At 50.4% G+C, this 25732-nt stretch carries 18 protein-coding genes; 15 read left to right on the top strand and 3 right to left on the bottom strand.

Annotated features, from left to right (window positions below; all coding sequences use genetic code 11):
* Positions 1 to 3 precede the first annotated feature (3 nt).
* Both CFI03_RS10035 and CFI03_RS10030 read left to right on the top strand, forming a co-directional pair.
* Positions 4 to 249: an HPr family phosphocarrier protein gene (locus tag CFI03_RS10035; RefSeq protein ID WP_127496734.1), complete on the top strand. Its 246-nt coding sequence runs from the start codon at positions 4 to 6 to the stop codon at positions 247 to 249.
* Positions 250 to 287: 38 nt separating this feature from the next.
* Positions 288 to 1712: an NAD-dependent malic enzyme gene (locus tag CFI03_RS10030; protein ID WP_248757275.1), complete on the top strand. Its 1425-nt coding sequence runs from the start codon at positions 288 to 290 to the stop codon at positions 1710 to 1712.
* 111 nt (positions 1713 to 1823) lie between these two features.
* Here the strand turns inward: CFI03_RS10030 and CFI03_RS10025 are convergent, their stop codons facing one another.
* The gene (locus tag CFI03_RS10025; RefSeq protein WP_248757274.1) at positions 1824 to 2279 is read right to left on the bottom strand and encodes a hypothetical protein; all 456 of its coding nucleotides are present in this window, start codon (positions 2277 to 2279) and stop codon (positions 1824 to 1826) included.
* Between the two features lie 229 nt (positions 2280 to 2508).
* Positions 2509 to 4137 carry a GMC family oxidoreductase gene (locus tag CFI03_RS10020; RefSeq protein WP_248757273.1) on the bottom strand — a complete coding sequence of 543 codons (1629 nt, stop codon included), beginning with the start codon at positions 4135 to 4137 and terminating at the stop codon, positions 2509 to 2511.
* 182 nt (positions 4138 to 4319) lie between these two features.
* Here CFI03_RS10020 and CFI03_RS10015 point away from each other — a divergent pair, with 182 nt between their 5' ends.
* The 4 genes from CFI03_RS10015 (at position 4320) to CFI03_RS10000 (ending at position 9679) form a co-directional block, all read left to right on the top strand.
* Positions 4320 to 4802 carry a DUF2975 domain-containing protein gene (locus CFI03_RS10015; RefSeq protein ID WP_248757272.1) on the top strand — a complete coding sequence of 161 codons (483 nt, stop codon included), beginning with the start codon at positions 4320 to 4322 and terminating at the stop codon, positions 4800 to 4802.
* 123 nt (positions 4803 to 4925) lie between these two features.
* On the top strand, positions 4926 to 5459 hold the full coding sequence (locus CFI03_RS10010; RefSeq protein WP_248757271.1) for a hypothetical protein: 534 nt from the start codon (positions 4926 to 4928) through the stop codon (positions 5457 to 5459).
* Positions 5460 to 5622: 163 nt separating this feature from the next.
* Positions 5623 to 6501, top strand: coding sequence for an EamA family transporter RarD (rarD, locus tag CFI03_RS10005; protein ID WP_248757270.1), 879 nt, complete (start codon positions 5623 to 5625; stop codon positions 6499 to 6501).
* 577 nt (positions 6502 to 7078) lie between these two features.
* Positions 7079 to 9679 carry a winged helix-turn-helix domain-containing protein gene (locus tag CFI03_RS10000; RefSeq protein WP_248757269.1) on the top strand — a complete coding sequence of 867 codons (2601 nt, stop codon included), beginning with the start codon at positions 7079 to 7081 and terminating at the stop codon, positions 9677 to 9679.
* 216 nt (positions 9680 to 9895) lie between these two features.
* Here CFI03_RS10000 and CFI03_RS09995 read toward each other — a convergent pair whose 3' ends face one another.
* Positions 9896 to 10105, bottom strand: coding sequence for an H-type small acid-soluble spore protein (locus CFI03_RS09995; protein ID WP_201004197.1), 210 nt, complete (start codon positions 10103 to 10105; stop codon positions 9896 to 9898).
* Between the two features lie 223 nt (positions 10106 to 10328).
* On the opposite strand from CFI03_RS09995, the gene CFI03_RS09990 reads away from it, so the two are divergent.
* The 9 genes from CFI03_RS09990 to CFI03_RS09950 all read left to right on the top strand — a co-directional run bounded on the left by CFI03_RS09990 (position 10329) and on the right by CFI03_RS09950 (position 25607).
* Complete coding sequence (locus tag CFI03_RS09990; RefSeq protein WP_248757302.1) at positions 10329 to 12032, top strand: amylo-alpha-1,6-glucosidase; 1704 nt, start codon at positions 10329 to 10331, stop codon at positions 12030 to 12032.
* A gap of 144 nt (positions 12033 to 12176) precedes the next feature.
* Positions 12177 to 13922: a sensor histidine kinase gene (locus CFI03_RS09985; RefSeq protein ID WP_248757268.1), complete on the top strand. Its 1746-nt coding sequence runs from the start codon at positions 12177 to 12179 to the stop codon at positions 13920 to 13922.
* Positions 13900 to 15147, top strand: a complete 1248-nt coding sequence (locus CFI03_RS09980) for a response regulator transcription factor (RefSeq protein WP_248757267.1) — start codon at positions 13900 to 13902, stop codon at positions 15145 to 15147. Before CFI03_RS09985 ends, CFI03_RS09980 begins: the two co-directional genes overlap by 23 nt.
* Positions 15148 to 15236: 89 nt before the next feature.
* On the top strand, positions 15237 to 16517 hold the full coding sequence (locus CFI03_RS09975) for an ABC transporter substrate-binding protein (RefSeq protein ID WP_248757266.1): 1281 nt from the start codon (positions 15237 to 15239) through the stop codon (positions 16515 to 16517).
* A 29-nt stretch (positions 16518 to 16546) separates the two neighbouring features.
* Positions 16547 to 17536, top strand: coding sequence for a carbohydrate ABC transporter permease (locus CFI03_RS09970; protein ID WP_201004207.1), 990 nt, complete (start codon positions 16547 to 16549; stop codon positions 17534 to 17536).
* Positions 17533 to 18342: a carbohydrate ABC transporter permease gene (locus CFI03_RS09965; protein ID WP_127496098.1), complete on the top strand. Its 810-nt coding sequence runs from the start codon at positions 17533 to 17535 to the stop codon at positions 18340 to 18342. The genes CFI03_RS09970 and CFI03_RS09965 overlap by 4 nt, the downstream gene beginning before the upstream one ends.
* Positions 18343 to 18376: 34 nt before the next feature.
* Positions 18377 to 21508: a beta-galactosidase, LacZ type gene (lacZ, locus tag CFI03_RS09960; protein ID WP_248757265.1), complete on the top strand. Its 3132-nt coding sequence runs from the start codon at positions 18377 to 18379 to the stop codon at positions 21506 to 21508.
* A gap of 3 nt (positions 21509 to 21511) precedes the next feature.
* Positions 21512 to 22738, top strand: a complete 1227-nt coding sequence (locus CFI03_RS09955) for an MFS transporter (protein ID WP_248757264.1) — start codon at positions 21512 to 21514, stop codon at positions 22736 to 22738.
* Positions 22739 to 22907: 169 nt separating this feature from the next.
* On the top strand, positions 22908 to 25607 hold the full coding sequence (locus CFI03_RS09950) for an S-layer homology domain-containing protein (RefSeq protein WP_248757263.1): 2700 nt from the start codon (positions 22908 to 22910) through the stop codon (positions 25605 to 25607).
* Positions 25608 to 25732 lie beyond the last annotated feature (125 nt).

Here is a 25732-nt window from a genome sequence, read left to right as displayed (position 1 = left end):
CTTATGGATGGCTTAGGCACTAGAACGATTGTTGAAATCAATCAAACGGCCAACACGTTTCAATCGAGCATCGTGATGAAGGTAGACAACCGGGTGATCGATGTGAAGAGCATTCTTGGACTCAGTCTGTCTCTGCTGCATGATTCGCAATATGAACTGGAAATTCACGGTCCGGACGAGCTGGAAGCGAAGGCGGTTATGGCCCGGTTGTTCGAAAAGCACGGCCTGCCGGTTACGTTGACACGTTAGCGGATACCAAAGTTGAACTGGAAGGGAAGCTGAGAAGAATGGCTATGCCGAAAACAGGGAGCAGCAACATCGTCATCCGGCTGGAGATGGACAAGGAGGCGGCAACTTTTGGCTTGATTGCTACGGCAATCGGCAAAGCGGGCGGCGATATTGTCGCCATCGACGTAAGCGGCAACGGCAGAACGTCGACCGTTCGGGATTTGACGATTAATATTGTGGATGCGGCGAGCAAGGATGTCATCGTCCGTATGCTGGACCATCTGCCAGGAGTAACGGTGCTGCAAGTGTCCGATCAGACCTTCCTGATGCATCTGGGCGGTAAGATCGAGGTAACACCCAAAATGACCATCAAAACAAGGGACGATCTCTCCCGTGTCTATACCCCCGGTGTCGCCAACATCTGCATGGCTATTCACGACAATCCAAGCAGTGCCCACAAGCTGACCATTAAACGCAATACGGTTGCGGTCGTATCGGACGGAAGTGCCGTTCTGGGTCTTGGCAACATCGGCCCGCTCGCTGCGATGCCGGTCATGGAAGGCAAGGCAATGCTGTTCAAGCAGCTGGCTGGCGTTGACGCTTTCCCAATCTGTCTGGATACGCAGGATACGGAAGAAATCATCGCTACGATCAAACGGATCGCCCCGGCCTTCGGCGGCATTAATTTGGAGGATATTTCGTCCCCGCGCTGCTTCGAGATCGAAGAGCGGCTGATTGAGGAACTGGATATTCCGGTTTTTCATGACGATCAGCACGGAACTGCCGTTGTTCTACTGGCTGGATTGTATAATGCCGTGAAGCTAGTCGGCAAGCAGCTCACAGATTGCAAGATCGTACTGTGCGGTATCGGCGCGGCAGGCATTGCATGCACGAAAATATTGCAGGCAGCGGGAGTAACGCGGATTGTAGGCGTTGACCGGGAAGGAGCGCTTGTACGAGGCAACAGCTATGCGCACGAAGCATGGCGCTGGTATGCGGAGCATACGAATCCGGAGATGGAGAGCGGAGCGTTGTCCGATGTTATCGAAGGCGCGGATATTTTCATCGGTGTTTCGGGCCCGGGCGTACTAAAGCGCACGGATATTGAACGGATGGCTGCCGATCCGATTGTGTTCGCGATGGCTAATCCGACTCCGGAGATTTTGCCGGAGGAAGCCGAGGGCCTTGTCCGCGTTATGGCAACCGGGCGCTCGGATTATCCGAACCAGATTAACAACGTGCTGTGCTTCCCGGGTCTATTCCGGGGCGTGCTGGATTGCCGGGCTTCCCACGTTACGGAAGCGATGAAGCTGGCTGCGGCCCAGGCAATCGCAGACGTCGTGAGCGAAGAGGAATTAGGCGAGCATTACATCATCCCGGGCGTATTTAATCCGCATGTTGCAGAACGGGTGAAGGAGGCAGTTATTCAAGCTGCTTATGCCTCCGGCGTAGCGCGCAGGAGAGTGCGAAGCACAACCAGCTAACCTGCAGACGTCGGCAGGCATATCAGAGGATGGGGGATAACAAGTTTTAAGCCCTCGCATCACCAATCATGGTCGATGCGAGGGCTTTTCAGTTACTTTCGGACTTTGCTATTAGATACTGATTCTAACCAAGTCATTATTCAATACCGTACTGCCTTCCTGCGGTACAAAGGCGGCGTTGGTACCGAAGTTGTTGATAATGACGTTTGAAGTTCTTGAAGTTAAAACGACAACCTCGTAATGAAATTGGATACCGCCTACATTGGTCGAAAAGCTGCTGAACGTGTTAGCCGGAATTACGCGGTTCGTGGTACTCAGCACGACAGGTGAACCGGAATCCCAGTTGATAACGATGACCCTTACGGCAATGGCTGAATTTCGGCGATTCAAGATTTCGGTATGGGCAATAGTGACAGCCGTACTTTTATTAATGACACCGGTACTCAAGGCGGCGACAAAGTTATTTATACTAGCTTGATTCTGCAGCATCGTAACCAATTGCGATTTCATTTTGCTGCTTCTGGTCACTCTTTTTGCCGTTGTTTTTTTGAATTTTTTCATTTTCAATCTTATCACTCCTTCTAGCTGTAAAGTAATATATTGTATTCACGATTTAATAGATTCACCTGTGCTAGTGCTTATTTAATAGATTCATAGTTTCATAGAATTCGTTCACTAAAGAGATAAGGAAAATCCTAGGCGGGGCATTCTCTTTTTGGCAACGACAGAAAAAACGGTAAAAAGCACTCTGAACATAGAGTGCCCTTATGAATAACTGAAAGTATGAGATTTTAGGTTATTCTTCGCTATTTTCGAATCTTCCTCGAATCCTCCTCTTTTTCCTTTTATCCATCCTTTTGATTTGTTCAGCGATCGTGTATCCGATTAGGTAGGCCGCAGCCGAGGTGTTTCCATCCACGGTAAATGGGATAATGGAAGCATCCGCAACAATTAAATTTTTCACCCCATGAACGTGTCCCCTCCGGTCAACGACCCCGCCCTTGCTTAAGGGGGCCATGCGAAGCGAGCTTTGCTGATGATGATTGTGGTCGAAATTTTCTCTAATAAATTGCTCGAGTTCGCTATCGTCATCTATCGTTTCAAGCGTTGGTGAAATGAGGCGATATGTTGGATCTATGGAGTTTAGTTCAGCAGCTATATCTTTTACATAGATCTTGTAAATGTTTTTTATGGCTTCCATATCACTCGGATTATCGAGAAAGCCTTCATCTGCGAGCACGATTTTAAGAGGGTCTTTGTTTTGGATTCGAATGGAACCGCGACTTTTCGGGTGCAGATAAATTAAACCTAACGTTAACGTATCGTCTTCGGAACCAATACCCAGAATCTGAACCGCCCGACGGCGCCTGCCGTCTATTTCCAAAGGGGCAGGCAGGAAAGCGCCTCCGGTATAAAGGGCATTAGGATCATTGGAAGGTAAAGGCCTGTCGTGCGGATTTGATTGAAATACCGCAAAGTTCAGTGTGTGATTTCTTAAGCTTTTACCCACGTTCGAATTATGGAAGACGCAGCGAATTCCAGCATCCTTCAGTGTTTTTGAGGATCCGATTCCGGATAGCATTAAGAGCTGGGCGCTGTTAATACCCGCTGCAATAATGACTTTTTTCCTTGCGCGCGCGATTATACGCTTACCGCTTTTTAGGAATTCGACTCCGCTAGCTCGCTTATTGGAAAAAATCACGCGTAACGCAGTCGAATCGGAAAGTAATGTTAATTTACGGCCATTTACTCCCCGACCATTCAGCGCTAATATATCGGAAGATAAAAAGGCAGTGGAGGAGCTTTCTCTTCTGCCATTCGGATTCTGATACAATTGCCATCGGGTAAAGGGGCCAATTGGGGTTCTCGGGTCATTATAATCGAGAATTTCAGAGAATCCGGTAGCTCGCTCAATTGCGGTAACTACTTTTTTTGCCATGGATGTCGGATTTACGGGAGCCTGACGAATGTCAATGCGCCCATGATAACCGTGCGCCAAGGTATTATTTGTTTTCCCGTTATATCTTTCAAGTCTTTTAAACCGCTGAACCGCTCGATTTGGAGACCAGAGAGGCCCGAGCAGCCTTTCCCATTCTTTGAATACCTTGCTTGTTGGGCGTACGTATTGTTCCCCGTTTATCGATGAACCGCCTCCCAAGAGACGTCCTGTCGTCCATTCAAACGTTCGATCGTCTAGCCCCGCTTGCGGAACACCTTCTCCTTGCCAGAAATACTGAGGGAAGTATTGTTCCTCCAACTCGGAAGCCATCGTCGAGTCGCTAATCGGTTTATCTTTATCATTGTTTCCGCCTGCTTCCAGAACAAGGACGGATGTTCTTTTATCGTCGGACAAGGTTTTGGCGATGACCGCTCCTGCAGGTCCTGTACCCACTACGATGTAGTCATAGATGAAGTCGCTTCCCATAAAAACTCTCCTTTTACATTAAGGGGCTAATGTAGGATATTAAGTTGAGTTGTCTCATGTGTCGAAAAAAGCAGCTACCTTATATTCACAATCAGAATATAATGAAAAACAATTCTAATTTATTGTAAAACAATAAATTTTATGTTAAGGTCATTTTGTGATTAAATTAGCGAGGTGCTTTTATGAAACGGGGAACAACACTTTTTTTGAAGATGGCCGTTATTCTTATTGGAATTCCGGTTCTTGCTTTGTGCATTTTTTTAGTGCCCAAAATCGGGGATTTTGCTGGAGAATCTTATCCGGATCTTGCTTATATAAAGCCTCTCGTTCTAATCGATATGTACGCGGCAGCGATACCTTTTTACTTTGCTTTGTATCAAGCCTTTAAACTTTTAAGCTATATCGATAACAATCAAGCGTTCTCGGAATTATCCGTTAAGGCTTTAAAGAATATAAAATATTGTGGCATCACCATCAGTATCTTGTACCTGCTAGGTATGCCGCTCTACTATCTCATGGCGCAAAAAGTTGATCCTCCAAGCTTCATGCCAATGGGAACAGCCATTATTTTCGCCTCAATGGTGATCGCCGTTTTTGCAGCCGTTCTCCAAAGGCTGTTACAAGAAGCCATTCGAATAAAATCGGAAAATGATTTAACGGTGTAAGTTTGAAACTTTATCCTTATTCTTATAAGCAGCCAGCGTTCATTTTACGCTGGCTGCTTATTTGTTGAACTATTGGGCAGGGCAGCGTAATAAATATAGTTGAAGGAAAGGGTGATCGCTAATATGGATAAAATATTAGAAGCGCTTCTTGAAGGATTTAAGAAGCAGTATTCCAAATCAAAAGCCATTATTCCGCCAAAGGTATATGATGTATCCCCTCAAAGTAAGGAGGAAATATTCGATATGAATTTCCCCGGACTTTACATTTTTTATGGCCAGACGAGCTATTGCTCCAAAAAAAAGGTGCTTTACTTAGGGGGATCCGGAGCGCAAGGGGGCGTTGGGAAAAAGGTTCAAACTCAACTCGACAAGCTTAAATCGGATTCCGGTTTTCAGAAAAACATGAAAGAGTTGGGGTATGATGGAGCTATTCATTATGACATGGCTAGTTTTTTAGACAGCGCGAAGGCGACAGTTCTACTGGAGGAGATACATATCGTTGAATTTGAAGGGAAAGAAAACCTGAAGCTTGTTGAGAGGTTTCTTAGCATCGAAGAAGAACCTCTTTTTTGCAAAGAGCATATTACGGAGCCCATGAAAGATCGGCATAAACGTTATATAGATGAGTGCCGGGATGAGGTACTCCAAACCGATTAATCAGGAATGGGAAAGATGTCAGGGACAATACAGATATCGTTAGCCGGATTGGGATATACACGAATGCGGCTTGTTGCCAATCTACTAATTTTTTCCTTTGTATAAGCACAGATCTAGGTGTATAATCCGTTCAGACATCGGAGCGAGAAGTGGGGAAATGGTTATGAACAGCGGATTGGTAAACGCCATTATTGCGTATATCATGTGGGGAGTTCTCCCCCTATATTGGAAATTGTTTAACGACGTGCCTGCGGGAGAGATTCTGTCCCATCGGGTCGTCTGGTCGTTCGTCTTCATGGGTATTCTTGTTGCCGTCCAGCGCCGCTGGGGCGACATGAAGCGGATTGCGTCCAGCCGCACGCTTCTGCTTCCACTCGCCGCGAGCGGACTGCTGATCGCGGCGAATTGGCTGATCTTCATCTGGGCGGTCAACAACGGTCATGTCGTAGAGACAAGTCTCGGTTATTATTTGAACCCGTTGCTGAACGTTCTGCTGGCGGTTGTCTTCCTTCGCGAGAAGCCCAACCGTGGCCAATGGCTCGCGATTGCCATCGCTGGATTGGCAGTGCTCATCATTGCCATCGACTACGGGCGGTTCCCGTGGGTCGCGATATCGCTGGCCGCGTCGTTCGGCTTGTACGGCTTAGCGAAGAAAAAGATCGCGCAAGACGCCTCTGTTGGCTTGCTGTCGGAAACGGCAGTCGTCCTGCCCGTCGCGCTTGGTTACTGGATTTACTTGGCTGCCGCGGGGAAAACGACGGCATGGACGCTGCCCGCGTCCACGTTCATCGAACTGCTTTTGTCAGGCGTGGTTACGGCATTGCCGCTGCTCTTCTTTGCGCGGGCTGCCGCTCGCATGGCGTTGTCCACACTTGGATTCGTACAATACATTGGGCCGACGATTATGTTGTTGTTAAGCATATTCATATTCAAGGAATCGGTCTCTCCGGTGCTGCTTGTCGGGTTCGCGCTCATCTGGACATCGCTCATCGTATATGCCGTGGCATCCGTTCGCGGTACGAGACTCGCGAAGGCGAGTTGAGCTTAAGCTAAAAGGCTAGACAGACAACATCAATTAATTTAAAACAAACCGGCAGCAGATCAGAGATCCGATGCCGGTTTTTGTTATGCATAGTATGTAAGTGGCCTCTGAATTAAATAGGTAGAATAGGCCCTTGTTCATATATTTATTTAATAGTAAAAAGTAAATAAGCAACTGAAGTGGAGGAAATTTACTATGCACATAGTATGGTCGACTTTGTTAATACAAGTTTTGGTATTAGCCGTTATTTTAACTTTTGTTATATGGGGGATAGTTAGAATAATAAAGATTATAAAGAAGTAGTCGCAATCCGTTGATGAAGAGAAAAGAGCACCCGCCATTCATCGTCGAATGGAGCGGGTGCTCTTTATTTACAAGGTCTGATTGCTCTGACCGCTCTCGAGATCGAGGTCATTCTTTTTTACCATTATTATCAAATTGTGTGTCATGTTCATAGCTACATAATAAAATAATCAAATTTATTCTATTATTTTCAAGTAGGCGGGTTCCAAAAAGTGTATAATTCTTGTTAGTTTATGTCGAATTACCGCGCTTTTATGGGGAGGGAAATCAAGGAATGGAATTAAATGCGATCCCCGGTTCCGAACGGGGGCCAATTGCCGTATCCAAGCTGCTTGTTCCAAATGCGGCATCCAATTATGTCGAGCGGCCGAGACTGTCGAGTATTATGGACCGGTCGAACACCTGCCGGCTGACGGTGGTAGCGGCGCCTGCCGGATTCGGCAAAACAACGCTGGTCAGCGGCTGGATCAGCAGGCGGGCGGCTCGCGCAGCCTGGCTGTCGCTTGAACCGGCCGATAATACGTTCGTGCGGTTTTGGAGCTGTGCGGCCGCGGCGATTAACCGGACGATTCCGGGCTTCTACGAAGCGGCGATGCCGATCTTCCTCTCATTCGGCGAGACGTCCGCGGAGTCGGCGATGTCCTTTTTCCTGAACGAGTTAACGGGTCGGATTGCCGAGGAGACGATACTTGTGGTGGACGACTTTCATTTCATCGATAATCCGTCTATTCATAACGGCCTCGCTTATTTGCTTGACCATCTGCCCCCGGCTCTTCATCTCGTCATCGTCAGCCGCACGGTTCCGCCGCTTCCGCTGTCACGGATGCGGGCGCGGAGACAGGTGCTGGAGCTGGACGGACGTCATCTGCGGTTCACGGCGGATGAAGCGATGGAGCTTCAAAACAAGACGTCGGAGACAAGGCTTACGCCTGAAGAAATGACGGAGCTTGACGCCAAAACCGAAGGCTGGGCGGTAGGACTGATTCTGGCCTTTCATTCCTTGGCCGCAACAGGCGGCAACGAGAATTTTCTTCGTTCCTTCGACGGTCATAACCGGTACGTATTTGATTACCTGATCGACGAGGTTATCCATCGGCAGCCGCAGAATGTGCAGAGCTTTTTGCTGCGCACAAGCATTCTGGAGCGCTTTTCCGTATCGCTATGCGATGCGGTGACCGATTCGACGAACTCCGCTTCCGCGATTGCCTATTTGGAAAAATCTAATCTGTTTGTCAGCCCGCTCGACGATACGCGTACCTGGTATAAATATCATCATCTTTTTGCGGAGGCGCTCCGGAATCGATTGGACGAAACCTGTGACCAGGCAACAAGAAGCGAGCTTCACCGGAAAGCTCATCGATGGTTCGGAGAACGCGGCTTGTATCGGGAAGCGATCAAGCATGCGCTGGCTGCGGAGGATTTCGATTCGGCCGGCCAATACATGGAACGGCATTTGCCTGAAATAATCGGAAGCGGAGAAGAGGCTGATCTGCTTCGATGGCTTAGCGAGATGCCGCTCAGAAGCATCGTAAGGTTTACGAATCTGTTCTTTTTCCAGGAAAGCGTACAAGCCGCGAAAGGGCGGGCGGCTGAAGCCCGCCGGTATTTGGATCAAGTTACAGCCTTATTGGATACGGAGCCCGGGCTGATTGAAAGCGAACGGGTAAAGGAAATGCAAGTGCATATCCGGATGTACGGCAACTCGCTTTCCTATTATGAAGGGGATATTGACGGGTTCATCGGACAGCTGAAAAGCAATCTGGATTTATTGGTGCGGCATGGATCGATTGCGAATGTCGTGAACATGGGCGAGGCTCTGCTGTACCGCGGTCCAGTCGGATTTGGCGGCAGACTGCGCAAAATCGCTTATTTGTCTTCACACGTTTCGGCCGATGAGAAGCTCTCGCTTGTGCTGCATCGGAGCCTGGAGGGCTTGGGCGTGATTTTGCTTGCGGATTTGTTATACGAACTCAATCGCATTGCAGAATCGCGGCTAACTCTTGAAAAGGCGCTATATGGCGGGTCGTTTCCGCGCAATCCCGCGGCTTTAGCGCCTGGATACATCCTGCTGTCCAAAATTTTGCAAGCGGAAGGGCAATTGGATCAGGCCAGGGACGTCATCCTTCGCGCGATTGAAGAGATGAGGGAATGCCGTTCTCCACGCTGGCAGATGATCGTGGAAGCAAGACTGGCGAGACTGCAGCTTGCCGCGGGAGAAACCGAGGCAGCTGCCGCATGGATTAATGCCCGCCGTATTCGAATCATGGAGCGCGCGGATGTGAGCCGCGAATACGAGAACTTTACTTTGGCGCGCGTCTTGATGTCGCAGGGCGAGCTGCGCAAGGCTTTGGGATGGCTCTCGCGAATTAGCCTGGAAGCGAAACAGGCGGACCGGATTGCAAGCCGAATTGAAGCGCTGCTGCTTCAGGCCTTATGCCACAAGGAGCTGGCGGATTACGCCAGTGCCGCCTTTGCGTTGGCACAAGCCTGCGAATTAGCGCACCCGGAAGGTTTTATCCGCATTTTCATGGACGAGGGACAAGCATTAACTCCTCTATTCGAGCGGTGGTTAAGCGAAGCTAAGCTGGATGGAGAAATGGCTGCATACGCGAATCTGTTACGTGAGAGGATTTACGAAGGCGGTTGGACTGCTTCCTATACCCGGGCGAAAGAAATCCCAGCCATCAAGTTGACCGAGCGGGAACGGGAAGTATTGCGGAAAATCGGCGAGGGTCTTTCGAACGAAGAAATCGGCCGGCAGCTTTTTCTCTCCACGGGGACGGTCAAGAAGTACGCTTATAACATTTACGAGAAGCTGCAGGTCAAGAATCGGGTGCAGGCCATCTCGAGAGCAAAGGGAATGGGATTGTTGTAAATACCAACTTTAGTTGGTTGAGAGAGCGAAGCCAAGTTCCCTATAATTCTTTTTTAGAAGAAAGATAGGGAGGGATTGCCGAAGCCGAGGCGACAAGAGCGGAAGCTGTTGCGGTGATTCTGAAGCTAAACCGGTTAAGAACATTGGATGAATAAAAAAGGAGGGGATAAGGTTCCCGTCATTAGCGGATGACAAGAACCTTATCCCCTTCCTCGCTCACACAAACGATACATCGGATTCGTCGTTGAATTCTTCCTCCAGCACCTCGACCGGTACCGTCTGCTCTTCTTCCGGCGTGGCCATCGGATGAATTCTCGCCGTACCTGCCCCTACATTAACATGCTCGATAAAAACGGGGACGCCGAAATAAGATACGGTTATCGCATCCGGTGAATCGGCGATCTCCTTTGCTCTGAACGCTTCCACAGTCCATCACCTCTTGCAAAGTATTTACATAGTTACGGATGTTTATCCGCCGGTTCGCATCGAACAAAAACACGATATTCTCCGAACAAATTGCCTCTTTTCATTCGAAAAAATCCCGCTGCGAAACAATTACCCTCCCCTCTGAAAACAACTGTCGGTTACGGCCGAACTCCCCTTTCGATAAAATGAAAGCGTATACGACGAAGTCGAGAGGGAGATTATGATGAACTTTGACTTAAATATCGTTCCGTTCAGTCGGAGAGACTCGTTCCTGGCGGTCTCGATTCTGCCTGAAGCCCAAGATAGAGAACAAGGTCTGTACCTGCGTACCGTTCGCGGCGGCGATGATAAATTCGGCGAGGCTTTTCATGTCGTCATGCTGGATGAAGGCGGCCAAGCCGTACCGTTCAACTCGGCAGCCTCGCCTGAGCGGGTGAAGCTGGCATCGGAATGCGGCTTAACGGCCGAGATCTGCATTTCCGACAGCCGGACGTTCCGCGTCCGGACAAGCGGCTGCGGAATCCGATTAACGTTCCGTACATCCGCCTATGATTACGCGTTTCAAGAGTCACCCGGCAGATGGGAGGTCAACAGCTTCACCCACGAATGCCGGTTCAGGCTTACGGCGCTTGTCGGAGACCTGCGGATGGAGGTGCCATGGGATAAAATCAAAAGCACTTACGTGATCGCCGACTTCCTGCCGGACCGGGCAACAGGGCAATCCGAATTCGCCATCGAAGAATTCCGGACCGTACTGGAGCCGCGGGCTGCCTGGAAGCCGTTCGATGATATCGTAAATGAAGTGAAGGAAGAGTTTAGCCAGTGGCTGAATAACAGCTTGCCGATGCCCGAACGCTGGGAAGATAGCCGTGCTCTTGCTTCCTATATTACCTGGTCCTGCCTTGTTCCGGCGGAAGGATGCCTGACGCGTCCCGCTATGTATATGTCGAAGAACTGGATGACGAATATTTGGAGCTGGGATCACTGCTTTAACGCCATGGCGCTCGTACGCCACGATCCGAAGCTGGCTTGGGATCAGTTCATGATCTTCTTCGACCGCCAGGACGAGAGCGGGCTTATCCCGGATTTCATCAACGATAAGTATGCGTTATGGAATTGCAACAAACCGCCTATTCACGGATGGACGCTTGCTTGGATGATGGCGAGAACGGATTTTATCCAAGAGGAGCAGCTTGCTGAGGTATACGGGCCTTTATCCAAATGGACAAATTGGTGGTTCCGGTACCGCGATAATGATGGCGACGGCATACCGCAATACAATCACGGCAATGACTCCGGATGGGATAACAGTACGGCGTTTAACAACGGCATTCCCGTCGAAAGCCCGGATTTGGCGGCTTTTCTAATTATTCAATCGGAAGTATTGGCCGGCATCGCGGAGCGGCTTGGAAAAGCGGAAGAGGCGGTCGGATGGCGGAAGCTTGCCGAGGACACACTAGAAAAAATGATTGCCCATTTCTGGGACAACGGACGGTTTGCATCCTGCCGCTCCGGCACTCACGAGAAATCGGAAGGAGACAGTCTGCTCCTGTTCGTACCGATTCTATTGGGCAGTCGTCTGCCTGAAGATATCCGTGCTGCTCTGCTGCGGGGATTGAGAGAAGAGGGCAGATTTTTGACGGCTAACGGCTGGGCGACGGAAAGTCTCAATAGTCCCTTCTATCTTTCCGATGGTTACTGGCGGGGTCCGATCTGGGCGCCATCAACCATGCTTTTAGTTGAAGGCGCTGCCGCGGCAGGAGACAGAGAGCTTGCGGAAACCGTCTCGAGGCGGTTCTGCGCGATGCTTGACCGGAGCGGGATGGCCGAGAATTTCGACGCGGTTACGGGGGAAGGCTTGCGGGATCGCGCATTCACTTGGACGTCCAGCGTATTTCTGATTTTGGCGAATGAATATACAACTTAATGGCTTGATCGCACTTCTTCACCGTCTTAAAAAGACTGGCGAGGAAGTGCTTTTGACGTTTGGGGACCTATGACATTGTCTGTCGGAATGGTCCATGCTACAATTCAGTTGATTTTTGCAAGCAGCAGCACGGAGGGCATCCCTATGAACGATTTACTGAAACGGCTTCGCATTCGCCTTCAGCCAAGCGCTTACCGGAGCATTCGCACCAAATTTCTCGTCAGTTTTCTTATTGTTACGATTATCCCGCTGCTTTCGCTTGGCGCCATGTCCTACTATCAATCGGCGAAGGTTATTAATTCCCAGTTCGGCAAATACGGCGAGAACGCCGTAGCGCAGCTGGAACAGCAGACGAGCTCCTATTTGAACCGGATGAATCAGACGACGGAGACGATTTATACGTATTTGCTTGATCCCGCGTGGGCTGACTTAGGAGATCAGCCTCCTTCAACCTATAGCGATATCATGGATAAAAATGATTTGGAGTCGCTTTTGAAAGCGCTTAAAGCCGATCGGACGACCGGCATTTATATCATTACTCGTACCGGCTATTATTATGGGGAAAATAATCTGGACGTATCCAAGCTGACGGCCATTCCCGCATGGCATACGATGTCGGATTCCCAATCGGGCAAATATTGGCTTGGTTTCTACCCTCAGAGCCACGGAATGAACGATACGGCTGATGCCGGCATGCCGGTTCTGGGCTTGGCCGTATCGATTAATAATCCCTATGGAGCCCTGAAAGGAAGCAAAATTTTAATCGAAGAGAATGCCGAAGAGCTGCTTCACATGTTCAAGCTGTTCGAGAACGATACGAAGGCGCATCTTCGAATCAATGACTCAAGCGGAAGGGTTATCTATGAAACGGCGGGGGCTTTTGCTTCGCAGTCAAGCGATATTGTCTGGAACAAAACCATAGCCGTAAACGGGTGGAACATAGAATCAAGGCTGCCTGCCGCGTCGTTCTATCGTTCCTCCGGCATTATCAGGTCGAACACGATAATCGTGGCAACCGCTTCTTGTCTTTTGGCATTTGGACTCGCTTATTTGTTCTCATCCCGTTTCACCGTGCGGATCCGCCGGCTCAAAGACGCAATGCAGAAGGTCAGCTTCGGCAAGCTGCATACGAGAACGCAGGTGGAAGCGAAGGACGAGCTGGGCGTTCTCGATATCAGCTTTAACAATATGGTAAGCGGCATACAGACGTTAGTCGGCGAGATTGAACAAAGCGAGAGGCTTAAGAAGGAAGCGGAGCTCAAAGCCTTTCACTATCAGATCAATCCCCATCTGCTGTTCAATACGCTGAACTCGATTCAATGGAAAGCAAGGCTGCAGGGAGCGGAGGACATTCGCCAGATGCTATACCATCTGACCAAGGTGCTGGAGGGCAATCTGGATATCTCGCAGGAGATGATTCCCCTCGGGAGCGAGCTGAAGATTATCGAGCATTATCTCAAAGTCCAGGAAATACGTTATGGCTCCGTGTTTACGTACAAGCTGGAATGCGAAGAGCAGCTTAAGCGCTATTTGATTCCCCGAATGACGCTGCAGCCGCTATTCGAAAATATTTTTTTCCATGGGTTCGAGGATGGTCAAGGCGAGATTGGGTTAACCATTCGCGAAGCAGGCAATCATCTGCGGCTTATCCTGTCCGATAACGGAGCGGGCATTCCCGCAGCGAAGCTGGAACGTCTTCTCTTGCCGAGTACGGAGAAGCGCAAGGGTAGGGGGGGGCTTGGCGTGCAGAACGCGAATCAGAAGTTCAAGCTGCATTTTGGACCGCAGTTCGGGTTAAACATACAATCGATTCATGGAGAAGGAACAACCATCGTCATCGAATGGCCCAAGAAGGAGGAGAATCCGCATGGAAACGGAAACAGCGATTAAAGTATTGATTGCAGACGACGAGAGTATTGTCCGCAAAGGACTCCGTTCGACCGTACCTTGGGAGAAATACGGAATGGAAGTGGTCTCGGATGCCCCGAACGGGCGCAAAGCTTGGGAAGCTTTTCTGGAACACCGGCCCCAGGTCGTCATCACGGATATCGTGATGCCCGAGATGGACGGCATAGAATTATCTCGGAAAGTGAAAGAAACAGCTCCCGATACAAAAATCATTCTGCTCAGCTGCCATCGGGACTTCGAATACGCGCAGCAGGGCATGAAGCTTGGCGCATCCGGTTATTTGCTAAAAACGGCATTCGAGGATGAAGAGCTGGAGGAAATGCTCGCGAAGTTCCAAAGAGAGTTCGCGGCAGCTTCGGAATCGGCGGCTGTGAAAGACAAGGAAACCGATCAAGGAGAGCGACTGAGCACTCTTCTATATGCTTGGCTGAACGGACACAATGATAAGTTTATCGGCGAAATGGAGAAGCGTTCCGGCGAGGACCGGTCCTTTAACGATGAGCCCGTCTATATCTATTTTATTAAAACCGTGGGCTGCGAATGCTCATGGCCGGATCTGCTGAGGCAAGGCACCTCTCATGATCAGCAGCTTTGTACCGGTATGCTAATTCCGTATGGGGAAGAGCGCTGTTATTGCATGCTGCCCAAATCTAAGGCAAATGCTATGGAGAGCTTGCTGGTGGAGCATAAAAGCAAGCTTGCGAAGCTGCAATGGTCGAGAAGAGGTCCGCTCTCGGATACGGAAGAAAGATTGGAAGCCTTGCAGTCGCTTCATAAAGAGGCCGAAATGGAGAAGGCTTATAATGTATCCAAATCGGATTGGCCGGAAGCCATTTGGCGCGCCGTCAAGCTGCTTCACGACAATCCGTCCGCCGAATGGTCCGTCAGCGACGTGGCAAGGCAGGTCGGTCTCAGCCGCAGCCATTTCTCGATTCTGTTCAAGAAAGCGGTCGGGGACAGCTTTGTCGCTTTTCAATACAAGCGGAAGCTTAAGCTGGCTACGGGATTATTAAGAGATACCCATCTAACGATGCAGGAAATTGCCGAGCGCACGGGGCTTGGCGACAGCAAATATTTCAGCAAGTGGTTCAAGCGGTGCACGGGGGAGACGCCAAGCCGTTACCGCGCCGAACAAAAAGACAACAGGCATCTAACAGAAGACCACCCGCCTTCGCAATCGAACAAAAACACGGAAACAATCGAATAGTTATCGGTTTTGAACCGCTTTCATTTTCGTTATGATGAAAGCGGTTCAATTATTATATATCTCATTTTTCAAAAGGGGAGCTGCCAGAAATGAAAAAGAAACTAACCTTTATTCTTCTGACAACTGTAGTGTCGATGGCTGCGCTGACGGCATGCGGCGGCAATAATGAAAGCTCGGGCGGCAATTCGGCGCAGTCCGCGGGCGGCAAAGGTTCCGCCGATGTGAAGAAGCTTCGGTTCGCGACATGGGATACAGGCGACGCGCTTAAGATCGAGCAGGATATCGCGAAGAAATTCGAAGCCGATCATCCCGGAACGCAGGTGCAGGTAGAAGCCTACGCGGATGGCTTTGACCAGAAGCTCGCTGCGGGCTTTGGCGCTACGAATCCTCCGGATGTGATGTACATGTGGGACTTCCCAACGTATCACCGGTCGCTTGAGCCTCTTAACAGCTACGCGGACGGCGACAAGGATCTGAATAAGGATGATTTCTACAGCGGTTTGTTCAATTATGCGACTATAGATAACAATCTCTATGGCATTCCGGCAGGCTTTACGACTCGCGTGGTCTACTACAACAAAAAGATGTTTGACGATGCGGGCATCGCGTATCCGAAGGATGGCTGGACATGGGATGATTTTCAGTCCGCCGCACAGAAGCTGACGGATAAATCGAAGAAGCAATACGGCTTTGGCGTACGCGCGGAGAACGATACGTATGATCTGCAAGGCTTTGTATGGAGCAACGGCGGTTCTTATATTTCGGAGGACGGCAAAACAATCGACGGTTATATGAACAGCAAGGAAACAGCCGGCGCCATCCAAATGTTTGGCGATATGCTGAAGAACGGCTCGGCTGTATTGACGGGCGGCAAAGGGCAGCAAAGCGGAGAGGATATTTTCAAAGGCGGAAAAATCGCCATGTGGGAAAGCGGCATCTGGCCGCTCGAATCCTTCAAGCAAGCAGGCATTGACGTAGGCACGGTAGAGATGCCGGCCTTCCCGGGCAAGCCGGTAAAAGGCGTCGTCGCCGAATCTGCCCTGTCCATTGCCAAGGATTCCAAGCAGAAGGAGCTGGCTTGGGAATTTATCAAATATTACGTGTCGAGCGAAGCCATCAAGATGCGCGTAGCCGACCTGCCGGTACGGGTAAGCGTAGTAAGCGAGCTGAAGAAGGACCAGGATCCTCTGTACAAGCCTTACTATACAATGCTGGAGCGCTCGGACAATACGCCTGCCTTCCTTCTTAACGACAAGTGGAATGAAGTGAACCGCCAGCTGTCCGCCGCGGTTGAAGCGGTCGTGCACGGCAGCAATGCGCAGGATGCGCTTAATCAAGCCGTAAAGGATAGCGAACGGTATTTGAAATAACATTACAGCTTTGGAAAGAAGGTTAGGAGATGGCTCAGACCTACTCGCAGACAGCAGGGAACAACGCGGCCAGCTTCACGCCTAGAAGAAAACGCAGATGGGGTGGGGCTGCGCCCTACCTCTTCATCTTCCCGTGGATCTTCGGATTCCTCGTTTTCACGCTAGGCCCGTTATTGTTCTCGCTTATTATTTCTTTTTTTGATTGGCCTATCGTAGGCCAAGTGCATTTCATTGGTCTTGGAAACTACAAATCCATGTTTACGGATGATCCGTTATTCTGGAAGTCGCTAGGCGTAACGCTTAAGTTTGCCGCGCTGTTTGTTCCTTTCAACATTATCGTCGCGCTGGGGCTTGCCATTCTGCTCAATCAGAACACGCGCGGCACGGCTATTTTCCGAACCGCCTTTTATCTGCCTTCCGTTATTTCCGGCGTTGCTCTAGCGATGATCTGGTCCTGGGTGTACAGCGGCGATTACGGTATCTTGAATTATTTTCTCTCGATTCTTGGCGTGCAAGGTCCGGACTGGCTGAACGATACCAAATGGTCCATGGTTGCGATGGTTGTCGCAAGCCTATGGGGACAAGGCTCCATGATGCTCGTCTTTCTCGCCGGGCTTAAGGGAATTCCGAAGGATCTATATGAATCTGCTTCACTGGATGGAGCGGGGAAAATCAGGCAGTTCTTCAGCGTGACGGTTCCCATGCTTAGCCCAACCATTCTGTTCAACCTGATTACTTCCATTATCGCGGCCTTCCAGCAGCTCACTCTCGCGTTACTCTTGACGGGCGGCGGGCCGATGAAAGCCACTTACTTCTACGCGATGTACATGTACGAGAATGCGTTCAAATATTACAAAATGGGTTATTCCGCAGCTAACGCATGGTTTATGTTCCTTATCGTGCTTACGTTAACCTTCCTGGTATTCAAGTCTTCCGAAGCCTGGGTGTTCTATGAAGGCGAGATGAAGCGCAAGCCTCAGAAGAAAACGAAAGCTGGCGGAAAGGGGAAAACCGCATGAAAAAGCTATTTATCTATGCGTTATTGATCTGCTGCTCGCTGCTGTTCGCCGCGCCGTTGTTCTGGGCAGTGACCACGGCGCTTAAGTCACAAGCCGAGCTGTACCTTTTTCCGCCGAAATGGATTCCTTCCGCACTCCAATTCAGTAACTTTTCGGATGCATGGACGATACAGCCCTTCAACTTATTCCTGAAAAACACGGTTATCGTGACGCTGTTGTCAACGATTGGCCAACTGGTATCCTGTACGCTTGTAGCTTACGGCTTCGCAAGATTCGAATTCAAGGGACGCAATCTGTTGTTTCTTGTCGTGCTGGCGACGATGATGATTCCTTGGGAAGTGACGATGATTCCGCAATACATGGAGTTTAACTACCTGGGCTGGATCAATACGCTTAAGCCGCTTATTGTTCCATCGTGGTTCGGGTCGGCCTATTTCATCTTCCTGCTCAGACAATTTATTCTTACGCTTCCGCGCGAGCTGGATGAAGCGGCGACGATTGACGGAGCGAACAAGTTCGGCATTCTTGCGCGAATCATCGTGCCGCTTATGGGGCCACCGCTTATTCTGGTCGGAGTGTTTCAAGTGATGAACTGCTGGAACGATTACCTGGGACCGCTCATTTTCCTTAATGATCAGTCGAAATACACGCTTACGCTTGGCTTGTCGCAGTTCAAGGGGATGTTTGGCGTCGATATGCAGTCCATTATGGCGATTACCTGTCTGATCTCGATTCCGCCGCTTGCCGTATTTTTCTTCGCGCAGCGTTATATTGTAGGCGGAATCGCCAATACGGGGATTAAATAAACAGAGAGCTTTGCGATTCGGGAGGAGAAGCATCATGACAAACAAGACAATCGAACGGGATTGGGACAATCTGGCGGTGCTGGAGCGCAACCGGGCGAAAAGCCGGGCGTATTTCATCCCTTTTTCTGATATAGAAGGCGCTTTAAGCTATGACAGGGGAAGCTCCCCTTGGTTCAAATCCTTAAACGGCAACTGGAAGTTTCACTATGCGCAAGGGCCTGAGTGGGCGCCGGAAGCCTTTTTTGAAGAGAGCTATGACGTTTCCGGCTGGGACGAGGTTCAGGTTCCGGGTCACTGGCAGTTGAAGGGCTACGGTCATCCGCATTACACGGATCTGTATTATCCGTTTCCGGTCGATCCTCCCCATGTGCCTAACGATAATCCGACGGGCAGCTATGTGCGGGAGTTTGAGCTTCCTCCGTATTGGAACGGAAGAAAGCTGGCGGTCAAGTTTGACGGCGTAGACAGCGCCTTCCATGTCTGGGTGAACGGTGAGTTCGTAGGCTACAGCCAAGGAAGCCGCTTAACGTCGGAGTTTGATTTAACTCCTTATGCGAAAGCCGGAATGAACCGCATGGCCGTCCGGGTTTATCAATGGTCGGACGGCTCCTACCTGGAAGATCAGGATATGTGGTATATGAGCGGTATTTTCCGGGACGTGTATTTGATCTCCGAGCCACCCTCCATCCGTATTGCAGACTACCGGATCGTGACCGAGCTGGACTCGCAGTATTGCGATGCAAACCTGTCCGTAAAAATAGAGTTAAGCGGAGACAATCTGCAAGGGGAAGTCAGATTGAACCTGCTGGATCAGGAAGGCCAGCCGGTTGCTTCCGCGGTTAATGCGATCGGTCAGGCAAGCTATGATCAAGCTTTTACCGAATTCGCGATGCCGGTTACAAAGCCTGCGCTGTGGAGCGCCGAATCGCCGGCACTGTATCATTTAGCGATCAGCATTGTCGATCAGCATGACCATGTGGTGGAGACGGTTGCCCAGCGGGTAGGCTTCCGCAAGATTGAAGTGAAGGACGGCCAGTTTTTGGTGAATGGCAAAGCCATCCTGCTTAAAGGCGTGAACCGGCATGACCATCATCCGGATACGGGACGTACGGTTACGCTGTCCACGATGATCCAAGATGTCATGATGATGAAGCAGCATAATATTAATGCGGTGAGAACCGCGCATTATCCGAATGATCCCCGGTTCTATGACGTTTGCGATGAATACGGGCTGTATGTGATGGAAGAGGCGGATTTGGAGACTCACGGATTCGAGCCGCTCGGCAATATCTCTCGTTTAAGCGATGATCCCGCCTGGCAGGACGCGTATGTTGACCGGATCCGCCGCATGGTCGAACGCGATAAGAACCATCCATCCGTCTTGTTCTGGTCGCTTGGCAACGAATCCGGCTTTGGCTGCAATTTCAGGGCGATGTCGGAATGGTGCAAGCAGGCTGATCCGACCCGTCTCATTCATTATGAAGAAGACCGGGATGCGGAAGTATGCGACGTTGTGAGCACGATGTATTCCTCCGTGGAGAAAATGGAAGGCTTCGGACAGCTGGTTGATCATCCCAAACCGCATATCCTATGCGAATTCGCTCATGCGATGGGGAACGGACCGGGAGGGCTCAAGACGTATTTCGATACCTTTGATGCTTACCGAAGATTGCAGGGCGGCTTCGTATGGGAGTGGATTGACCACGGCATCTCCCGGAAGACGGCTGACGGAAAAGACGATTACGCCTATGGCGGAGACTACGGCGATGAACCGAATAACGGCAACTTTGTCATCGACGGCCTTGTTCGTCCCGACCGAACGCCTTCACCGGGACTTATCGAATACAAGAAGATAATCGAGCCTGTAAGGGTTGAATATCTGTCGAATCATCGTATACGCGTCGTTAACCGGTACGATTTTATTACGCTGGATCACCTCCACGCAGATTGGAGCGTGATTGCAGACGGACGTAAGGTTCAAAGCGGCGTTCTGACGCTGCCTTCGATTGGACCGGGCGAAAGCGCGGAGCTGGACGTTCCTGTTCGGACGGATGCGCAGCTTGCCCATTTAGATCCTGGTGCCGAGCGGTGGTTGAACATCGGTTTCTCGCTTGCGGCGGATTGCAGCTGGGGAGAGCGGGGACATGAGCTCGCCTGGGCGCAGCTTGCGCTTGAAGCTGTGAAGAGGAACGCCTCGGCGGCAGCCGTAAATCTGCCTATTCGAAGCTTATCCTGCTCGGAGGAAGGACGAGAAATTATTCTTGAAAACGATTTGTTCCAGATGGCCTTCGACTCCCGTCAATCGGGCATCCGCTCGCTTCGAATGAACGGACAAGTGCTTGTGAACAAAGGGCCGCGCCTTAACTTCTGGAGGGCGCCGATTGATAACGACATGTATGTCCTGCCCGATTGGCGCAAGGCGCATCTGGATAAGCTGTCGGAGCGTATCGATGGATGCCAGTGGGAACGGCTTGATGAAGGGACTGTTCGGATCAGCTGGATCTCCCGCATAGCGCCGCCGGTGCATGATTGGGGCTTCCGCTGCGAAACCGTCTATACCGTAACGGGCTCCGGATTAATAATGATTGATATTCACGGGGTTCCGGAAGGCAAGCCGCCAGCTATGCTGCCTAAGATTGGACTCCAAATGGAGCTCCCTCCGTCTATGGAGAACGTCAAATGGTATGGCCGCGGACCGGGAGAAAGTTATTCCGACAGCAAGGAAGCGGGACGTTTCGGCGTGTATAGCAAAACGGTAGACGAGCTGTTTACTCCTTATATTTATCCGCAGGAAAACGGCAACCGCACGGATGTCCGCTGGGTGTCGGTGACGGACGGCGGCGGTATCGGGCTGCTTGCCGTAGGCGAGCCAACGCTTGAATTCAGCGCCCGAAGATATGCGGATGCCGATCTGGAAGCGGCAAGGCATGCCGGCGATCTTGTTCCGCGGGATTTCATTACGCTGAACCTGGATTATCGGCAGAATGGTCTTGGCAGCAATAGCTGCGGGCCGGCGCAAGCACCGGATTGCATGGTTACGCCTGACGAATTCCGTTTCCGGGTGCTATTAAAGCCTTACCTTTCCGAGGATTCCGCTCCGGAGCGAATCAGTCATCAGATGAGATTGGAAGCGAAGCGCGGCCTCTCCGCTCTCGGAAAGGAGTAGGAGATGTCGGACTATTTCCGGGGATTATTGCGTCTGCCCTCAGGCGTTCGCCGTTTCCTGATGACCGAGTCTTTGTACGGTATCGGGATCGGATTGTATTCGCTTGTCCTTAATTTGCATTTATTGTCCAAAGGATTAAAGGAAGATCAGGTTGGCGCTTTAGTATCCGTTGGCATCCTGATTATGGGGATACTGGCTATCCCCGTATCCTTGCTCGCCAATCGGTACGGCCGCAAAAAGCTGCTCGTTACCGGCATCTTGTTTATTGCGGCAGGCAATGTCCTGTATGCCTTTACCGGCGAACTTGCTTACTTCTACCTGGCTCAAATCCTTGTTTCTATCGGATTAACGCTGGTAGAGACGACGGAGGTACAGCTTCTGTTCCATTATTGCACGTCCCGCAGGGATGAGATGCGAGCGTTCTCCCTGATGTTTGCGGTCTTTACGGCCTTCACGGGAGCGGGTACTTTAATCGCGGGTTATTTGCCTAGCGAAGCAACAAGCGGAGAAGGCTATCGGACAGCGCTGCTTCTTGCCGGCCTGGTGTTTGTCATTCATGGAATTGTCCGCGGCTTGATTCTTCCGGCAGAGAGCGGCGCCACTCTTCCTAAGGAGAATAGATGGGATGATAGTAGAAACCATGAGATGATGTCCGGTTGGAAAAAGAAGCTTCCTAGCTCCAAGCTATGGCTGTTCGCCGTCTTTATGGCTTTGCTAGGAGGAGCGCTTGCGATAACGGGATCATTCCTCAATGTGATCGTCAAATACCGGCTGGACTGGATGGACGATAAGGTCTCTCTGCTGCTGGCAATAGCGGGAGTTGTTCTCTTCGTAAGCTCTTTGCTTACTCCTTATATCATGGAGCGGTTTGGCCCGCATACGGCAATTATTTCTGTTTTCGTTATGAATATAGTTATTTTCGCGGCTCTTTTCTGGTCCATGCCGGTATGGCTGTTTATGGTCTTGTTCCTTATCCGCGGAGGCGGGGTGACCATGCTTTCCAATCTGGTAGACAGTAAATTAATGTCCGCGCTTAAGGAAAAGGAGAGAAACCTCTTCGCCGGGATGCGTTCCGTCTTCCGCAGCGTAGGTTCTTCCATTGCCGCTTATTTGGCAGGATTGATTTTGGCCGGTGCAGACTACGAGATGCCCTTCCTGATAACGGCTGTTGTGCTCGCTGCCGGGTTGTTATGTTATATAAAGTGGATTCGTCCGCTTCTGGATGAATGAATGAAAGAATAAAGAAAAACCTTTGATAGAATCGAAGGTTTTTCTTTGTTTTTTATAAGAGTGATATTTTGGTTCCAACATATTACCAATTTAAACAATGGGAGTTATAATAAATAGAGCTAATTAATAGAGTTAATTTAAACTATTACAGAAATGGACAGAGGCCGTTATGAAAAACTTATCACGAAAATCGATGTTATTGGTTATTCTCGCGTTGATCTTTCAACTGGGGCTGGGGAATTATTTGACGCCCAGCACATTCGCCGCCGCGGATCCCGTCATAACCGCAACTCCGGGTTCGGCTTCATTCGCGGCAGGAGACAACACGGCCTCTACACCGGTTATTATCGACTCCGGTCTAACGGTCACTGATGGGGTTAGCGCTACGCTAGAAATTGCAACGGTTGCCATTACGGGCAACTTCCATGCCGGAGAAGATGTTCTGGGGTTCATCAACGACGGGGCGACCATGGGTAATATTTCAGCCAGTTATAATGCAGCAACAGGTTTGCTGACGCTGGCGTCCGCGGGCGCAACAGCAACGTTAGCGCAATGGCAAAGCGCTTTGCGTTCAGTATCTTATACCAATACCGCCATTTGGCCAAATACGGCAACGCGTACAATCAGCTTCAGTGCCATTGACGGGGCAAGCAATACCAGCAACACAACAACAAGGACTGTTACGGTAACAGCGACGGACCAGACTCCTATTGTGACCACGTCCGGCGGGACAACCGCTTACATTTCCGGAACATCTGCCGTTACTATTGACTCTGGTGTAACGGTAACCGACCTGGATAACACGACGTTGTCCAGCGCGACAGTATCCATTGGGGCTGGTTACAAATCAGAAGATACGATTCTTTTTACCAACACGAGCTCAGTCCTATACGGCAATATTGTTGCAAGTTATAATACAGCCACAGGCGTGCTCACGCTGGTGTCCGCAGGCGCAACGGCGACTTTGGCGCAGTGGTCCAATGCCTTAAGTTCGGTTACGTTTGCGACAGTGAGTATGGCGACAGGGAACCGTACGATCAGCTACATGGTAAGTGATGGTACAAAAACCAGTGCTGCTTCTACGAATACCGTCAATGTGATTGGGCTCCCAAACTTGACCGCGAGCAGCGGTTCGGCTTCGTTCGTAGCCGGTGATAACACGCCCTCTACACCGGTTGTTATCGATTCCGGTCTCACGGTAACCGATGGAATAAGTGCTACGCTTGCAAGCGCATCAGTGGCTATAACGGGTAATTTCCAACCTGGGGAAGATGTATTGGCTTTTACCAACGACGGAGCGACCATGGGGAACATTACGGCTTCTTATAATGCAGCAACGGGAGTGCTGAAACTGACGTCTGCGGGCGAAACAGCAACGTTGGCACAATGGCAAAGCGCATTGCGTTCCGTTGCTTATACGGATACCGCCATAACGCCAAATACGGCAACGCGAACAATCAGCTTCAGCGCAGTCGATGGGGCAGGAAATACCAGCAATACAACAACGAGGACCGTTACCGTAGCGGCAACGAACCAGACGCCTGTCGTATCGTTGAGCAGCGGTCCGGCCATTTTCAGGACCGGTGATCTATTAACTTCTACTCCGGTCGCTATCGACAACGGTCTTACGATAAACGATTTGGACAACGCAACGCTAGCAAGCGCAACGGTTAACGTCTCGAGCCATTACAGTGACCAAGAGGATGTACTGGCATTCGCGAACGATAATGCGTCGGCATACGGCAATATTACGGCCAGTTATTCCAGCGCAAGCGGCGAGTTGACGATGACTTCCGCGGGAGCTGCAGCAACCTTGTCCCAATGGCAGAACGCTTTACGCGCGGTGACCTACAATAACATAGCGGCGACACCGGATACCGCGGCTCGCACGATTAGCTTCACCGTAAACGATGGAACAAGCAACAGTAACAGGGTAACGAAGAGCATGACTTTGATCGCATTAAGCAGCTTAAGCGCCAGCACGAATGCAATAAGCGTTCTGGCGGGGCAAACGGCGACTACAGCCATTACAGCCAAGTATTCGGATCTGACTCAGGCGGATGTAACTTCAAACGTATCTTGGTCTGTTCGGAATCCCGCAATCGCCAGCGTTTCAAACGGGACAATAACAGGTCTTCTGGCAGGCAGCACGGTAATCACCGCCGTCTACGGAACCCGATCCATAGACATTAACGTGACCGTAAGCAGTGTCTCCGTCTCGGGCCCTGTAACGAACCCGGCTCCAAAGATCTTCTACGATTTCGTGTCTATGGACCGGCTTAAAGCTTCCATACAAGATGCCTTAAATGCCGGGAACCCTGCATCGTTCCTGGATACGGCGTCCCATTGGGCTTCCAAAGATCTCTCGCTTGGCGCTAAGCTGGGCATCATTAACGGTTATCCGGACGGCAGCTTTAGACCGGATGCCTCCGTTACGAGAGCCGAATTTAGTACGCTTGTCGTTAAAGCATTTGCTTTGCGTTTGGAAAACGGCGGGAAAGAGTTCGAAGATACCCGGAATTCCTGGGCACGAGAGTCTATTGGAATTCTCGCCAATTACGGAGTGATCAGCGGCTATCCGGATGGAACCTTCCACCCTGACCAAAAGATTACGCGTGCCGAGATGGTTGCTATTCTTTCGAGAATACTAATCCTGCCAAGCAATTCCGGTAAAGCCAATACCTTCATTGATGTTGCTCCGCAGCATTGGGCTAAAATGATGATTGAAGAAGCTGCGGCAGCTGGAATTATTCAAGGCAAAGGCGAGAACCGGTTTGCGCCGGACGATAACCTTACAAGGGCGGAAGCTTTAACGGTTATCCTACGCGTGTTGAAAAAAGATCCGGTTATTTCCGATCTCCTTGTTTAAGACGATGAAAAGGGCAGCTCTCGGATTAACGACCCGGTGTCTCCGTTACGATCTCACCTTCCGGGCCGATGATATTCACGACTTCTTGTAGGACATGCCGTTGGTTCCATTCAGTCCTTGCGCAT

The organism is Paenibacillus sp. ATY16, from assembly GCF_003399985.2.
Classification (GTDB): Bacteria; Bacillota; Bacilli; order Paenibacillales; family Paenibacillaceae; genus Pristimantibacillus; species Pristimantibacillus glycanilyticus.
Note: the sequence above shows the minus strand (reverse complement) of the source record. Positions and strands in the feature narration are given on the sequence as shown.

Coding starts and splice junctions, on each gene's coding strand:
- CFI03_RS10035 (WP_127496734.1), top strand. CDS start 4: ATGGATGGCTTAGGCACTAGAACGATTGTTGAAATCAATCAAACGGCC.
- CFI03_RS10030 (WP_248757275.1), top strand. CDS start 288: ATGGCTATGCCGAAAACAGGGAGCAGCAACATCGTCATCCGGCTGGAG.
- CFI03_RS10020 (WP_248757273.1), bottom strand. CDS start 4,137: ATGGGAAGCGACTTCATCTATGACTACATCGTAGTGGGTACAGGACCT.
- CFI03_RS10015 (WP_248757272.1), top strand. CDS start 4,320: ATGAAACGGGGAACAACACTTTTTTTGAAGATGGCCGTTATTCTTATT.
- CFI03_RS10010 (WP_248757271.1), top strand. CDS start 4,926: ATGGATAAAATATTAGAAGCGCTTCTTGAAGGATTTAAGAAGCAGTAT.
- rarD (WP_248757270.1), top strand. CDS start 5,623: ATGAACAGCGGATTGGTAAACGCCATTATTGCGTATATCATGTGGGGA.
- CFI03_RS10000 (WP_248757269.1), top strand. CDS start 7,079: ATGGAATTAAATGCGATCCCCGGTTCCGAACGGGGGCCAATTGCCGTA.
- CFI03_RS09990 (WP_248757302.1), top strand. CDS start 10,329: ATGAACTTTGACTTAAATATCGTTCCGTTCAGTCGGAGAGACTCGTTC.
- CFI03_RS09985 (WP_248757268.1), top strand. CDS start 12,177: ATGAACGATTTACTGAAACGGCTTCGCATTCGCCTTCAGCCAAGCGCT.
- CFI03_RS09980 (WP_248757267.1), top strand. CDS start 13,900: ATGGAAACGGAAACAGCGATTAAAGTATTGATTGCAGACGACGAGAGT.
- CFI03_RS09975 (WP_248757266.1), top strand. CDS start 15,237: ATGAAAAAGAAACTAACCTTTATTCTTCTGACAACTGTAGTGTCGATG.
- CFI03_RS09970 (WP_201004207.1), top strand. CDS start 16,547: ATGGCTCAGACCTACTCGCAGACAGCAGGGAACAACGCGGCCAGCTTC.
- CFI03_RS09965 (WP_127496098.1), top strand. CDS start 17,533: ATGAAAAAGCTATTTATCTATGCGTTATTGATCTGCTGCTCGCTGCTG.
- lacZ (WP_248757265.1), top strand. CDS start 18,377: ATGACAAACAAGACAATCGAACGGGATTGGGACAATCTGGCGGTGCTG.
- CFI03_RS09955 (WP_248757264.1), top strand. CDS start 21,512: ATGTCGGACTATTTCCGGGGATTATTGCGTCTGCCCTCAGGCGTTCGC.
- CFI03_RS09950 (WP_248757263.1), top strand. CDS start 22,908: ATGAAAAACTTATCACGAAAATCGATGTTATTGGTTATTCTCGCGTTG.